This window comes from Hydrogenothermus marinus (assembly GCF_003688665.1).
Taxonomy (GTDB): domain Bacteria; phylum Aquificota; class Aquificia; order Aquificales; family Hydrogenothermaceae; genus Hydrogenothermus; species Hydrogenothermus marinus.
In genome coordinates this window covers 197,524-210,625 of the sequence record NZ_REFO01000011.1, presented here as the reverse complement: position 1 = coordinate 210,625, position 13,102 = coordinate 197,524, and the positions used below count along the sequence as shown (strand labels likewise).

General features: G+C 26.2%; 13 protein-coding genes. 10 read left to right on the top strand and 3 right to left on the bottom strand.

Annotation, left to right across the window (positions count from 1 at the left end; translation table 11 throughout):
- Nucleotide 1: 1 nt before the first annotated feature.
- On the bottom strand, nt 2-865 hold the full coding sequence (locus CLV39_RS04090) for a UbiA-like polyprenyltransferase (RefSeq protein WP_121922967.1): 864 nt from the start codon (nt 863-865) through the stop codon (nt 2-4).
- An 89-nt stretch (nt 866-954) separates the two neighbouring features.
- Here CLV39_RS04090 and CLV39_RS04085 point away from each other — a divergent pair, with 89 nt between their 5' ends.
- From CLV39_RS04085 to CLV39_RS04045, 9 genes are read left to right on the top strand one after another with little or no spacing between them, the layout of a single operon-like run.
- Nucleotides 955-1,509: a TetR/AcrR family transcriptional regulator gene (locus CLV39_RS04085; RefSeq protein ID WP_121922966.1), complete on the top strand. Its 555-nt coding sequence runs from the start codon at nt 955-957 to the stop codon at nt 1,507-1,509.
- The gene (locus tag CLV39_RS04080) at nt 1,506-2,792 is read left to right on the top strand and encodes a TolC family protein (RefSeq protein ID WP_121922965.1); all 1,287 of its coding nucleotides are present in this window, start codon (nt 1,506-1,508) and stop codon (nt 2,790-2,792) included. Before CLV39_RS04085 ends, CLV39_RS04080 begins: the two co-directional genes overlap by 4 nt.
- Complete coding sequence (locus CLV39_RS04075; protein ID WP_121922964.1) at nt 2,782-3,906, top strand: HlyD family secretion protein; 1,125 nt, start codon at nt 2,782-2,784, stop codon at nt 3,904-3,906. The genes CLV39_RS04080 and CLV39_RS04075 overlap by 11 nt, the downstream gene beginning before the upstream one ends.
- On the top strand, nt 3,907-5,463 hold the full coding sequence (locus tag CLV39_RS04070; RefSeq protein WP_121922963.1) for a DHA2 family efflux MFS transporter permease subunit: 1,557 nt from the start codon (nt 3,907-3,909) through the stop codon (nt 5,461-5,463). It abuts the gene before it with no gap.
- 3 nt (nt 5,464-5,466) lie between these two features.
- Nucleotides 5,467-6,627 (top strand): HlyD family secretion protein, encoded by a 1,161-nt coding sequence (locus tag CLV39_RS04065; RefSeq protein ID WP_121922962.1) that lies wholly within the window; start codon nt 5,467-5,469, stop codon nt 6,625-6,627.
- Complete coding sequence (locus CLV39_RS04060) at nt 6,624-7,778, top strand: MFS transporter (protein WP_121922961.1); 1,155 nt, start codon at nt 6,624-6,626, stop codon at nt 7,776-7,778. The genes CLV39_RS04065 and CLV39_RS04060 overlap by 4 nt, the downstream gene beginning before the upstream one ends.
- The gene (locus CLV39_RS04055) at nt 7,771-9,411 is read left to right on the top strand and encodes an ATP-binding cassette domain-containing protein (RefSeq protein WP_121922960.1); all 1,641 of its coding nucleotides are present in this window, start codon (nt 7,771-7,773) and stop codon (nt 9,409-9,411) included. Before CLV39_RS04060 ends, CLV39_RS04055 begins: the two co-directional genes overlap by 8 nt.
- Nucleotides 9,408-10,526, top strand: coding sequence for an ABC transporter permease (locus CLV39_RS04050; protein WP_121922959.1), 1,119 nt, complete (start codon nt 9,408-9,410; stop codon nt 10,524-10,526). Before CLV39_RS04055 ends, CLV39_RS04050 begins: the two co-directional genes overlap by 4 nt.
- Nucleotides 10,523-11,602 (top strand): ABC transporter permease, encoded by a 1,080-nt coding sequence (locus tag CLV39_RS04045; protein WP_121922958.1) that lies wholly within the window; start codon nt 10,523-10,525, stop codon nt 11,600-11,602. Before CLV39_RS04050 ends, CLV39_RS04045 begins: the two co-directional genes overlap by 4 nt.
- Here CLV39_RS04045 and cutA read toward each other — a convergent pair.
- Nucleotides 11,599-11,919 (bottom strand): divalent-cation tolerance protein CutA, encoded by a 321-nt coding sequence (gene cutA / locus CLV39_RS04040; protein ID WP_121922957.1) that lies wholly within the window; start codon nt 11,917-11,919, stop codon nt 11,599-11,601. The genes CLV39_RS04045 and cutA overlap by 4 nt on opposite strands.
- A gap of 79 nt (nt 11,920-11,998) precedes the next feature.
- On the opposite strand from cutA, the gene CLV39_RS04035 reads away from it, so the two are divergent.
- On the top strand, nt 11,999-12,235 hold the full coding sequence (locus CLV39_RS04035) for a hypothetical protein (RefSeq protein ID WP_121922956.1): 237 nt from the start codon (nt 11,999-12,001) through the stop codon (nt 12,233-12,235).
- On the opposite strand, the gene CLV39_RS04030 is transcribed toward CLV39_RS04035, so the two are convergent.
- On the bottom strand, nt 12,232-13,095 hold the full coding sequence (locus CLV39_RS04030) for an NAD(P)-dependent oxidoreductase (RefSeq protein WP_121922955.1): 864 nt from the start codon (nt 13,093-13,095) through the stop codon (nt 12,232-12,234). The genes CLV39_RS04035 and CLV39_RS04030 overlap by 4 nt on opposite strands.
- Nucleotides 13,096-13,102 lie beyond the last annotated feature (7 nt).

Below are 13,102 nucleotides of genomic sequence, written 5' to 3'. Positions count from 1 at the left end.
TTTATAACCTCCAGTTTAAATAAATATCTAATATTACAAAAAACATATAAATAATGCTAACATAACCATTTATTGTAAAAAAAGCAACATTTATATTTGATAAATCATTTTCTTTTATTAAAGAATGCTCATATACCAAGAATAAAGTAAGTATAAAAAGCCCTATATAATAGATAAGTCCTAAATCTGCATATATTCCTGTTAAAATAAGGAATATTAAAGTTAAAAAATGAAAAAATCTTGCAAATAAAATAGCATTTTTTATACCAAACTTAGAAGGTATAGAATAAAGTCCAACTTTTTTATCAAACTCAATATCTTGAAGAGAATAAAAAATATCAAATCCAGAAACCCAAAAAGCCATTGCAAGACCTAAAAAAACTGCAGAAGGTACGACAGATGCTTTTAAAGCAATGCTTACAGCTATAGGTATAATAAAATATACTGCTCCTAAAATAAGATGAACAAAGTTTGTAAATCTTTTTCCAAGGGGATAAATAATAAGTAATAGTATAGCTATAGGTGAAAGATAAAAAGCAAGTTTATTAAGCATATAAGCAGAAAAAATCAAAACTATAGAAGATATAATAGCTAAAACTAAAATTTCAATAGGCTTAACAAGACCAGAAACAGATGCCCAGTTTTTTGAACGAGGATTTAATTTGTCAAAAGGAAGATCAAAAAACCTATTAAAAGCCATTCCAGCTGTTCTTCCTGCAATTACTGCAACTAAAATCCAAAAAAGTTTATCTACTGAAGGAAGTCCTTTTTCTACTATAAAGATAGATGCAATAGCAAAAGGTAAAGCAAAAATAGTATGTTCTATCTTTATAAGCTCACCATAATACTTTAATTTTTTTATCAATTATTAATATTCCTTAATAAATTTTTAACTTTTATTTTAACAAAAATTACTATTGACTTTGTCTTCTCTCTTTTTTAAAATTATGACTGATGAGTCAGTCAGATACAAAACAAAGGCTTATAAATAGTGCAATAAAAATATTTTCAGAAAAAGGATTTTTTAATACTAAAGTTTCTGACATTGTAAAAGATGCAGGTGTTGCTCAAGGAACTTTTTATATTTATTTTAAAAGTAAAGAAGATATATTTATTTATATTATTGAAACTATAACAGCTCAAATTGAAAATATAATAAAAGAAAATAAATCATTAAATCTTCCTATTGATAAAAAATTAGAGAAATTTAACAGTGAATTATTTAGTCTTTTATATAAATACAAAAATATAGGAAGGATTTTTTTCTTTCAGCTTTTATGTATTGATGAAAAATTTAAAAATATCTTCTTACAGACAAATAAAAAAATATCTCAGTTTTATTTAGAGCTTTTTAAAGAATATAAAGAAAAAGAGCTTATTACAGATTTATTTATGGGTTTTGGAAAAAGATTATTTGAGTTTTCAATTTTAATTGAAGATAAACCTTTAGAAGAGATATTAACTGAATATAAAAAAGGAATAAAAGTAATATTAGGAGGATTAAAATGAAAAAGTTAGCATATATTTTATTTTTACCAATAGCCTCTTATGGATTAACAATAGATCAAGCAGTTCAAAAAGCATTAAATCAAAACTTAAACTTAAAAGAGTATAAACAAGATATAAAAGCTAATCAATACCAACTAAAAGAAGATAAACAGTTATGGTTTCCTCAATTTTTTGTAAGTTATTCTTATACTATGTTTAAAGATACACCTTATACACAAATACCAATATCTTTTGGTAGTATTAGTCCTCCACCTTTTAAACAGTTTAATAAGCAGTTTTCTAATTTTGATATAGGAATTAATTATCCTATTTTTACAGGTTTTCAAAGAATAAATAAGATTAAAATATCAAAATCTCAGATAAAGTCGTCAAAATATATGTATCATGAACAAGAAAATGAGATAAAAGCAAAAGTAGAAAAAGCATATCTTAATGTATTAATGGCAGAAGATGCACTAAACATATATAAATCTCAAAAAAAGGCAGTTTCTTATGCAGTCAAAAAAGCAAAAGAACAATATAAAGAAGGATTAAGAACAAAAGTAGATGTATTACAAGCAAAAGTTAAACTTTCAAAAGTTGAAAGAGATATTAAAAAAGCAGAAGGTAATCTAAAAATTGCAAAAGCATATCTTAATAATTTATTAAATCAAGATATAAATAAAGATTTCCAAGTAGAACATGTAAAGTGGAATATTCCAAAAAATCTTAATTTAGAAAAACTTCAAGAATTAGCAATTAGAAATAGGAAAATAATAAATGCTTTGTCAGAACAAGAAAAACAAGCAGAATATCTTTATAAAATAAATCAAGCAAGCTTTTATCCGCAAGTTGTTGCACAAGCTAAATATAATTACTCAAATCAATCTCCATATCTTGATCCAAAAGGTAATTATATTTTTGCTATAGCTTTAAATCTTGAATTTCAAGGAATAAAACCTTATTATGCAAGCTTAAAAACAAAAGAATTAGAAAAAAAATTAGTTATAAAAATTAATCAGCTTAAAAACAATATAAAACTACAAGTAAAATCTGCTTATGAAAACTTTCTTACAGCTCAAAAAAATTTAGATATAGCAGAAAATACTTTAAAAGAAGCAGAAGAATATTACAAACTTGTTAAAGGCCAGTATGAAAATCAGCTTGCAGATATGACAGATCTTTTAAATGCAGAATCATCATATACAGCGGCAAAAAGAGGAAGAATGATTTCTTATTATGAATTATTAAAAGCATTTGTTGATCTTGAAAAAGCAGTAGGAGTAGATTTAAATGAAAAATAAAATTGCTCTTATTATCTTAGTAGTTTTATTAATAGTTTTTGGATTTGTTGCTTATAAATGGATAAAACATAGAATAGAGTATGCAATTTCTGATGCAGTTTTTGTAGAGACAGATAATCTATCAAATATAGCTTTTAATAGAGTTTCAGGAAAAATAATAAAAATGTATAAACAAGAAGGAGACAAAGTAAAAAAAGGAGAATTATTAGCAAAAATTGATCCTACCGATTATAAAACAACACTATCTAAAACAGAAAAAGAGATTGAAAATCTTTTATTTGAAAAAAAAGCATTAGAGATAAAAAAAGATAGAATAGAAAAGCAGTTAAACATAGCTATAAATATAGCTCAAACTGAACTAAATCAGTTAGATTTAGAAAAAAAGGCTATAAAATATCAGATTGAAGAGTTAAAAGCACAGAAAGAACAACTTCAAAGGGATAAAAAAAGATATGAAAATCTTGTAGAGAAAAATTTAACTGCTAAAAGAAACCTTGAGGAAATAAATACTCAATTAAAAATATTAAATGCTAAAGAAAATTCATTAAAAGTAAAACTTAATCAGTTAGATTATAAAAAGAAAATTTTAGAAGATAATCTAAAACTAAACAAAGTAAAATTAGCCCAGGTAAAAGAGCTTGAAGAAAATATAAAAGCATTAAATAAAAAAATAGAAAGTTTAAAAGAAACTAAAAAAGATATACAAAATCTTATATCTTATACAGATTTAAAAGCTCCATTTGATGCTATTATTGCTAAAAAGTTTAAATCTGTCGGAGAAGTGGTATCTGCAGGAAAACCTATTTATTCAATCTTTCCAAGAAATAATTTGTATATTCTTGTTTTACTTGATGAAAACAAACTAAAAGGTGTTAAAGTTGGAAGTAAAGCATATATAACATTAGATGCATATCCTGATAAAAAGTTTGAGGGTGAAGTTTTTGAGATAAATCCAACAACTGCAGCAAAATTTGCTCTTGTACCAAGAGATATTACTGCAGGAGAGTTTACAAAGGTAGCCCAAAGAATACCTGTGAAAATAAGAATTACCAAAGGAGATATTAGCCTTTTAAAAGTTGGTCTTGGTGGAGAAGTTGAGATAAAGAGAAAATAAATGGAAAATAAACCAATTTATGAAAAAATATCAAATAAGGAAAGATTTTTAATAACATTCATTGTTATGTCTGGAGCCTTTATGGCTGTTTTAGATACAACAATAGTAGATATTATAATTCCTAAGATAACAGGTCCTTTAAGTACAGATCTTTATGGTGCTCAATGGATAATTACAGCTTATATGATAGCCTCTGCTACAATGTTAATTCTTGCCCATTGGCTTGATAAAAATTTTGGACTAAGGAACGTTTATATTGCAGGGATTATTCTTTTTACATTTTTTTCTTTTGCATGTGGAATATCAAACTCCCTTGAAAGTATAGTTGGAGCAAGAATATTCCAAGGTATAGGTGAAGCTTTAATTATGGCTACTGCTCAAACTATTCTTTTTGCTGTTTATCCTCCTGAAAAAAAAGGTTTAGCAATGGGAATTTTTGGACTTGGTGTAAGTTTTGCTCCTTCTCTTGGTCCTACTCTTGGAGGATATTTAACTGAGTATTTAAGCTGGAGATGGGTATTTTTTATAAATTTACCATTTGGAATTTTAACTATAATTCTTTCTTTATTTTATCTTCCAGAAACTTCAGTATTTAAAGAAAAAGCAAAACTTAATTTTATATCTTTCTTCTTTTTATCAGTTTTTACAATTACAACCTTAATAATACTTTCAAAAGGCCAACAGCTTGGCTGGTTTATGTCTGATATTATTGTTTATTTAACTATTATTGCAATTTTTTCTTTAATTTTATATTTTATTTCAGAAATTGTTTCAAAAGAACCTTTAATAGATTTTTCTATCTTTAAAATAAAAGAGTATGCTATTGGTATTTCTGTTTTCTTTTTCTTGCTTGGATTTTCTATGTATCAGATTTTTTATCTTCTTCCAATATATTTTGAAAAATTAAAAGGTTTATCAACCTTAGATGCAGGTCTTCATATACTTGCTTTTGCAGTTTTTATAGCTTTATTTTCACCAATTGCAGGAATACTATCTGATAAGATAGGAGAAAGATATGTGATTTTCATACCTGCAGTTTTATATTTAATAAGTTCTTTATGGATAATACCAAAACTAAATTATTTTACTCCAAGTGTACAAGCGGCAATATTAACTATTCCTCTTGGTATTTCCTTAGGTATGTTTTTTGCTCCAATTACAACTTTAGCTTTAAGAAATTTAGGAGATAAAACATCCTTAGGTACAGGACTTCTTCATTATTCAAGATTTGTAGGAGGTTCTTTTGGAACAGCAATAGCTACAAATAATTTATATAAATATCAGTATGAACATTACGAAGGTATAAATAATACTCAAAATCATTCATATATTTTAATGGAATTTGAAAGATTGAAAGAAATATTTTCACAAATAGTTAATCCAGAAAAAGTATTCTATATATCTAAAATTATTATTTATAAGCTACAACAGATTTATAGTTTTAGCTGGGGATTACAAGATACTTTTTTTGTTGCAGGGCTTTATGGACTTTTAGGTGTATTTCCATTATTAATAATAATATACTCAGATTTGAAAAATAAATTAAAAAAGGCTTAAAAAATGAAAAATATAGTAAAGAAATACTGGACTGCAGTAATTGGAATTGCACTTTTAATAGTTGCCGTGTTCTTTATTTATCAAAAGCTTAATAAAAAGCAACTTCCACCAAATCTTGTAATGGGAACAGGTACCATAGATGGAGATTTGGTAAATATAAATACAAAATATCCTGGAAGGATAAAAAAATTATATGTAGATGAATCAGATAATATTAAAAAAGGGCAATTAGTTGCAGAAATAGAAGATGATGAGTATAAACAAAAACTAAAAGCAATAGAAGCTCAGATAAAAGCAAAGGAAAAAGAGCTTGAAGCTAAAAAAATTCAGTTAAAAATGACAAAAAAAGATTTAAATGAAACTATCAAAAAAGCAAAATCATCAATAGAGATAAATAAAGCAATGCTTTCAGAACTTGAAAAAAATATAGAGAGCTTAAAAAAAATTATAGAGCAAGATAAAAGAGATTATAAAAGATTTAAAAATCTAACAGAAAAAAATTTAATGCCAAAAAGGAATTTTGAAGAAATAAAACTTAAACTTGAAACAGACAAAGACAAACTTTCTGCATTATTAGATAAGAAAAAACAGATAGAAGAAAATATAAAGATAGCTGAAAGTAATTTAAATCAAGCAAAAAATGGACTTAAAAATCTAAAAATACTAAAAAAAAGTATAGAAGCTTTAAAAAATGCTATAGACGCTCTTAAAGCACAAAAAGGAGAAATAGAAGTAGTCTTAAATGAGCTTTTAATAAAGGCACCACTAAATGGATATATAGTTGACAAAATAGCAAATGAGGGAGAAGTAATAGGTGCTGGAATGCCTATATTTACAGCTATTGATCCAAAAGAACTTTATTTAAAGATGTATGTTGATACTATTAAAAATGGAAAGATAAAAATAGGAGATAAAGCAGAAATATTTCTTGATGCATATCCAGATAAACCAATACCTGCAAAAGTTGTAAAAGTAGCTAAAAAAGCAGAGTTTACACCAAAAGAGGTCGCAGTTAGAGAAGATAGAATCCAAAGGGTTTATGCAGTTAGACTAAAACCTTTAAAACCAAATCCCTTATTGAAACTTGGACTTCCTGCAACTGGAGTTATATCCTTAGATGGAAAAAAACTACCAAAAAGCTTAAATGAACTACCTGAGTTATGAATAGAAATATTGTTGTTCTTGGCTTAGTAAGTTTTTTTACAGATTTTGCTACGGCAATGATAAATCCTATTCTGCCAATTTTTGTAGTAGTTATTTTAAATCAAAGTATGGATAAACTTGGAATTATAGTTGCAGTTGCCACATTTGTTTCTTATGCAGTTAGACTTTTATCAGGATATATTGCTGACAGGTTTGGTATAGTAAAACCTCTTGTTGTAGCTGGATATGTAATATCTGCAATAAGTAAACCATTAATAGGTTTTTCTGATAATTATAAATCTGTTGCTTTTTTAAAGGCTTTTGAAAGGCTTGGAAAAGCTATTAGATCTGCACCAAAAGATTATATGATTTCCTCATTTACAAAAAAGAAAAAATATGGGAAAAGCTTTGGATTTCATAAAACTCTTGATATTGGAGGAGAACTTGGCGGTACATTAACTCTTTTTTTTATTTTGCTTTATTTTTCACCAACAGAACAGGTTATAAGAAATATATTCTTTTTAACTATTATCCCAGGAATAATTGGTGTAATTTTAGTTGCTTTTTTTGTAGAAGATGTACCTAAGGTAAACAAAATAAAAAAAGTTAGTTTCAAGCTTATAGAAAAAGATAAAGAAACAGTAAAACTTCTTATTTTTTATTTCTTATTTGTATTTTTTATATTTAATGATGCTTTCTTTACAGTTCAAGCAAAAGAAGTAGGTATATCAATATCTATAATTCCATTACTATTTGTAGTTTTAACTGCAGTACAAACTGCTACAAGTTATATATTTGGCCTTGCAATTGATAAATATGGGGCTAAAAAAATACTTTTGTTTGCATATATATCTGGAATAATTTCTGAGCTTTTATTACTACAAGAACAGCCTATTTATACATGGTTTGCTTTTGCATTTTTAGGACTTTTTACAGTTTCATCTTTAAATGCTAATAGGGCTTTTATAGCGAAAAATGCAAAAAATCAAGGTTCTGTTTATGGTATTTTTTACAGTGGAGTTGCAGTTTTTGGAGCTATAGGTGCTTATATTGTTGGCTTAATATGGAATAAATTTGGTATGGAATTATCAATAATATTTTCATTGATAGGAACATCCTTCATTACCTTATTATTCTCAATTTATATCCTTAGGAATAAAAATTATGGCTGATTTAGAAGTTAAAAATATAACAGTTAGATATAAGAAAAAGGTAGGTATAAAAGATGCATCATTTACAGCAAATAATGGTGAAATTTTAGGATTTATAGGTCCTGATGGTGCTGGAAAAAGCTCTTTAATGTTTGCTATCTCAGGAGTAAAAAAGTTTGAAGGAGAGATTATATATAAAGGATATAAATATCATTCACCAAAAGAGGCAGAAAAAATAAAAAAATATATAGGTTTTATGCCTCAAGGTATAGGATTAGTTTTATATCCAGAGCTTACTGTATCAGAGCATTTAGAGTTTTTTACAGAAATAAGAAATATAAAAAAAGATAAATCTTATTATGAATATAGAGAAAGACTTTTAAAAATGGCAGGTCTTTATAAGTTTCAAGATAGAAAAGCTCAAAATTTAAGTGGAGGTATGCAACAAAAACTCTCTTTAATATGTACTTTAATACATAAACCAAAACTTTTAATCCTTGATGAACCAACAACAGGAGTTGATCCTTTAAGCCGTAGAGAACTTTGGGAAATTGTAGATGAGATAAGAAAAAAAGAAGGAATAATAGCAATTATAAGTACAGGATATATGCAAGAAGCTGAAAAAATGGATAAAGTGTTTTTATTTGAAGATGGGCAGATTATAGCAACAGGTACAGCAAATCAGTTAAAAGAATCAGTAAAAAATTATACATATATAGAAACAAAATGTTATGAGGAATGTTTTACCTTTAATAAAAAAACATACTCTTTAAAACCTTTAAATGTTCCTCATGCTGAACCTGATCTTGAAAGTGTATTTTTTGTTTATGCTTTAAAAAAATATAAAAAAATACCTGAAATAAATTTAGAGGCAAAAGAAAATAAGGATACATATTTAGAAAATACTGATATTGTTTTAAAAGGAAAAGGTTTAACAAAAAAGTTTGGTGATTTTATAGCAGATGATCATATAGACATAGTTTTAAAAAAAGGAGAAATTTTAGGACTTCTTGGAGCAAATGGAGCTGGAAAAACTACTTTAATAAAAATGCTACTTGGACTTTATCCTATTGATGAAGGAGAGCTTTGGCTACTTGGTAAAAAAATAGAAAGCTATAAAGATAGATTAAATCTTAAAAGCAAAATTGGATATGTAAGTCAGAAATTTTCCCTTTATAAAGATTTAACTGTTAGAGAAAATCTAATATATTTTGCAAATATACATCAAATACCTTCAATAAAAGCTATAAAGAGAATAAATAGATTATCAGAAGAACTTGAATTTAAACAGTATTTGGATTATCTTCCTACAGAACTTCCTCTTGGAATAAATCAAAGATTATCTATAGCTGCTGCAATACTTCATGAGCCTGTTGTTTTATTTTTAGATGAGCCTACAAGTGGCGTTGATGCTATAGCAAGGGCTCAAATGTGGCAGATTATCCATCAGTTAAAAGAAAAATGGGGAGTATCAGTTCTTATTACTACCCATTATATGAGCGAAGCAGATTTTTGTGATAGGGTTATTCTATTGAAAGAAGGGAAAAAAATAGCTGATGATAAACCTGAAAATCTCTATAAGAAATATTCAGACGCTAAATCATTTGAAGATATATTTATAAAAATACATGAAGAAAAGCAGGTAAAAATTTGAATACTGGAGTAATAAAAGCTTACTTTTTAAAAGAGATAAAAGAACTTGTAAGATCAAAGCTTATAATCTTTGTTTATCTTATGCCTACTATGGTTCTACTTTTATTTAGTTATGGTATTAGAATGCAAGTTGAACATATAAAAACAGTGATAATAGATAAAGATCAAACAAAACTATCAATAGATTTTACATCTGCTTTACAACATTCAAAATATTTTGATACAAAAATTACATATTTACCAGAAAATAAAATTTTAAATAATATGAAAAAAGGAAAAGTAGATTTAATTATAATTATTCCACCTTCTTTTGAAAAAAGAGTTTTAAAAGGTCAAAAAGCAGATATTGGTATTTTTGTTGATGCTTCTTTTCCATTTAGAGGAAGTACAATAGAAAGTTATGTCAAAGGTGTTTTATTTAAAACAGCCCAAGATTTTTTTATAAAGAAAAATATAAATCTTAAATTTGTTGATATAAATAATAGAAATCTTTTTAATCAATCCATGAGAGATGAAAATGCAGTAGTACCTGGATTAATAGGACTTATCTTACTTATAGCCCCTGCTATATTATCAGCTTTACTTATAGTAAGAGAAAAAGAAAATGGTACTATTTTCAATTTTTATTCATCTTCAGTTAAAAAATCTGAATTTTTAATTGCAAAACTTATTCCTGTTTTTTTACTTCACTCTATAAATATTTTTATTTTATTTTTATGGGCTACCTATCTTTTTAAAGTACCATTTAAAGGTAGTTTTTTTATTTACTGGCTAACTTCTGAAATATATATAGTTATAAGTCTTTCAATTGGCCTTTTAGTTTCTGTAATAGCAAAAACTCAGATAGTGGCATTAATAGCAACAATTGTTATTACTATAATCCCAGGTTTCTTATATTCTGGAATTTTAATGCCAATTTCTTCCTTAAAAGGAGAAGCATATATTGAAGCACATATTTTCCCTGTTATGTATTATAACCATATTATTTATGATACTTTTTTGATAGGACAGGGATTTAGCTCTGATAAAAATCTGTTTTATTTTTTGATACTTATTTTTTATGCAATATTACTTTTGACCTTAGGTAGTTTATTTATGAAGAAGGAATTAAGATGAAAGCATTTTTGACAATATTTTTTAAAGAGATATTAACCTTTTTCAGAAATTGGGGTCTTGTTCTTCTTGTTTTATATTCCTTTACATTAGATGTTTATATTGCAGGGGAAGGATTTGAGATAAAACCAAGAAATATATCTGTAGGTTATGTAGATTATACTCAAGGTGTTATATCAAATAAAATTTTAAGTACACTTCATAAACCAGAATTTCAAAAACCAAAAATGTTTAAATCTGAGGAAGAACTGAAAAAAGCTATTTTTAATAGAGAGATAATAGTAGGATTAATTTTTGATCCTGATTTTGAAAAAAATCTAATAAAAACAGGAAAAGCAAAAATTAATGTGATGCTTGATTCAACAGCAGCAGCTCAAGCCTATATTACTCTTTCTTATATTCAAGATAGTGTAAGTCAGTTTTCTAATCTAAAATTTCCTATTGAACTTAAAATACACAAACTATTTAATCAAAATGCAGATACAAAAAAATTTATATCTTTTTCTGAGTTTTTATCTGTTTTAAGTTTATTAAGTATTATATTATCTGCAGTTGTTTTTGTAAGAGAGAAAGAAAACGGAACTTGGGATTTAATGTTATTAATGCCTATAGATTCTAAGCTTATAATTTTAGCTAAAAGTTTGTCTCAAATTGTAATAATCTTTTCAGCAAGTTTAATATCAGTAGGTATTGTTTTATTTAAGATTTTTAATGTTCCAATGAATGGTAATTTTATATATTTTTTAATTTTGACCTTAATATTTTTATTTTCTATGACAGGAATAGGCTTATTTATTGCATCTATAGCCAAAAATCTTCTTCAGGTGGCACAGCTTTCAGTTCTTATAATGATGCCAATGATATTTTTAAGTGGAGCCTGGACTCCAATATCTTCAATGCACCCTTTTATTCAGTATTTATCTTATATATCCCCTTTAAGGTACTATATCCAAGGAAGTATAGGTATTTTCTTTAAAGGTATGCCTCTTGATGCATTAATCCCTTATTTCATAGCTTTATCTCTTTTAAGCTTTAGTCTGTATATGTTTGGTTTTAGAAAAATAGGAAAGCTATTTTAATCCCTATCTAAGGATTCATCTATCCATTTTAGATAATCATTAGAACCAGCAATTATAGGTAGAGCTATTATTTCAGGAACAGAATAAGGATGAACTTCTTTTACTCTTTTTTCTAAATTTTCAAATTTATCTTTTCTTGTTTTTATTATCAAAAGAGATTCATCATCTTTTTCAATATTTCCTTGCCAAAAATAAGTAGAGCTTATATTAGGAATAACATTTACACATGCAGCAAGCTTTTCTTTTACTAGTATATCTGCTATCTCTTGTCCTTTTTCTAAAGAAGGCGTTGTAATATAAATAACTATATAGTTCATATTTCCTCCTTTTTGCTTGTATATGAAAATTTTTTAGATATATTTATAAATTATAACAATATAAAAAAAGGATTAAATTATGTTTAGATTTTTTACATATCTTTGGATATTTGCAGTAGTAGTAATTGTAATTGCAGTAAGTATTACATTATCTTTATTTGCATTTATTATAGGTTTAATTCTATTGGCTATTACAATCCCTTATTTTCTATATATTAGATGGAAAGCAAAAAAGGAATTAGAAGAATTAGAAAAGGATTTTATAGATGTTGAGTATGAGGTAGAAGAACCAAAAAAGCTTAAAGACAAATTTTAATTTTCTAAATTTGCTAATGATTTAAATACTTCTAATACTGAAGAAAAATCACTATCTCCTAAGCCTTTAGCTTTAGCTGCTTTATAAAGTTCCTTAGATATAGATGTTAATACTGCAGGTGTATTAATTTTGTTTGTTAACTCTATTGCATAATTTAAATCTTTTAACATTAAGTTCGCAGAAAAATGAGTAGAGTAATCTTCGTTTAATAATTTTTCTTTTTTGGCTTCTAAAACAGCAGATTTACCTGCACCATTTTCTAATACTTTCATTGTAAGTTTTGGATCAATTCCTAGTTTTTTGGCAGATACAAAAGCTTCTGTTAAAGTTGTTAAAAAAGATGCCAAAACCATATTATTTATGAGTTTTAAAGATGTAGCTATTGTATAATCACCTACATAGATTATTTCTTTTCCTAATACTGAAAATATACCTGTTAAATCTTTATAGATATTTTCATCTCCACTAACTAATATAGTTAAAGTTCCTTTTTCTGCTAAAGGAACACTACCTATTACAGGAGCTTCTAAAAAATTAGCTTTTTTTTGAATAAGCATTTCTGCTATTTTTTTTACAGTTTCTGGTTTAATAGTTGTCATATCTATAAATGTTTTATTAAATATATCTAATTTTGTTATTTTAGAATAAACCTCTAAAACAGAATCTGAATCATAAAGCATAGTTATAATAATATCTCTATCATTAACAAGTTCTTCTAAGGTTTCAGTATAAGGTAAATTATTTTTTTTAGCTTTATCTAAGGTTCTATTCCAAACTTTTACATCAAGTCCTGCATTAATAAGATTTTTTACTAAAGGAAGTCCTATATGTCCAAGTCCTATCCATCCTACCCTTTTCATTTAACCA

What these genes read in the sequence shown, in the direction of transcription:
- CLV39_RS04085 (WP_121922966.1), top strand. Translation starts at nt 955, where the DNA reads ATGAGTCAGTCAGATACAAAACAAAGGCTTATAAATAGTGCAATAAAA.
- CLV39_RS04080 (WP_121922965.1), top strand. Translation starts at nt 1,506, where the DNA reads ATGAAAAAGTTAGCATATATTTTATTTTTACCAATAGCCTCTTATGGA.
- CLV39_RS04075 (WP_121922964.1), top strand. Translation starts at nt 2,782, where the DNA reads ATGAAAAATAAAATTGCTCTTATTATCTTAGTAGTTTTATTAATAGTT.
- CLV39_RS04070 (WP_121922963.1), top strand. Translation starts at nt 3,907, where the DNA reads ATGGAAAATAAACCAATTTATGAAAAAATATCAAATAAGGAAAGATTT.
- CLV39_RS04065 (WP_121922962.1), top strand. Translation starts at nt 5,467, where the DNA reads ATGAAAAATATAGTAAAGAAATACTGGACTGCAGTAATTGGAATTGCA.
- CLV39_RS04060 (WP_121922961.1), top strand. Translation starts at nt 6,624, where the DNA reads ATGAATAGAAATATTGTTGTTCTTGGCTTAGTAAGTTTTTTTACAGAT.
- CLV39_RS04055 (WP_121922960.1), top strand. Translation starts at nt 7,771, where the DNA reads ATGGCTGATTTAGAAGTTAAAAATATAACAGTTAGATATAAGAAAAAG.
- CLV39_RS04045 (WP_121922958.1), top strand. Translation starts at nt 10,523, where the DNA reads ATGAAAGCATTTTTGACAATATTTTTTAAAGAGATATTAACCTTTTTC.
- cutA (WP_121922957.1), bottom strand. Translation starts at nt 11,919, where the DNA reads ATGAACTATATAGTTATTTATATTACAACGCCTTCTTTAGAAAAAGGA.
- CLV39_RS04035 (WP_121922956.1), top strand. Translation starts at nt 11,999, where the DNA reads ATGTTTAGATTTTTTACATATCTTTGGATATTTGCAGTAGTAGTAATT.
- CLV39_RS04030 (WP_121922955.1), bottom strand. Translation starts at nt 13,095, where the DNA reads ATGAAAAGGGTAGGATGGATAGGACTTGGACATATAGGACTTCCTTTA.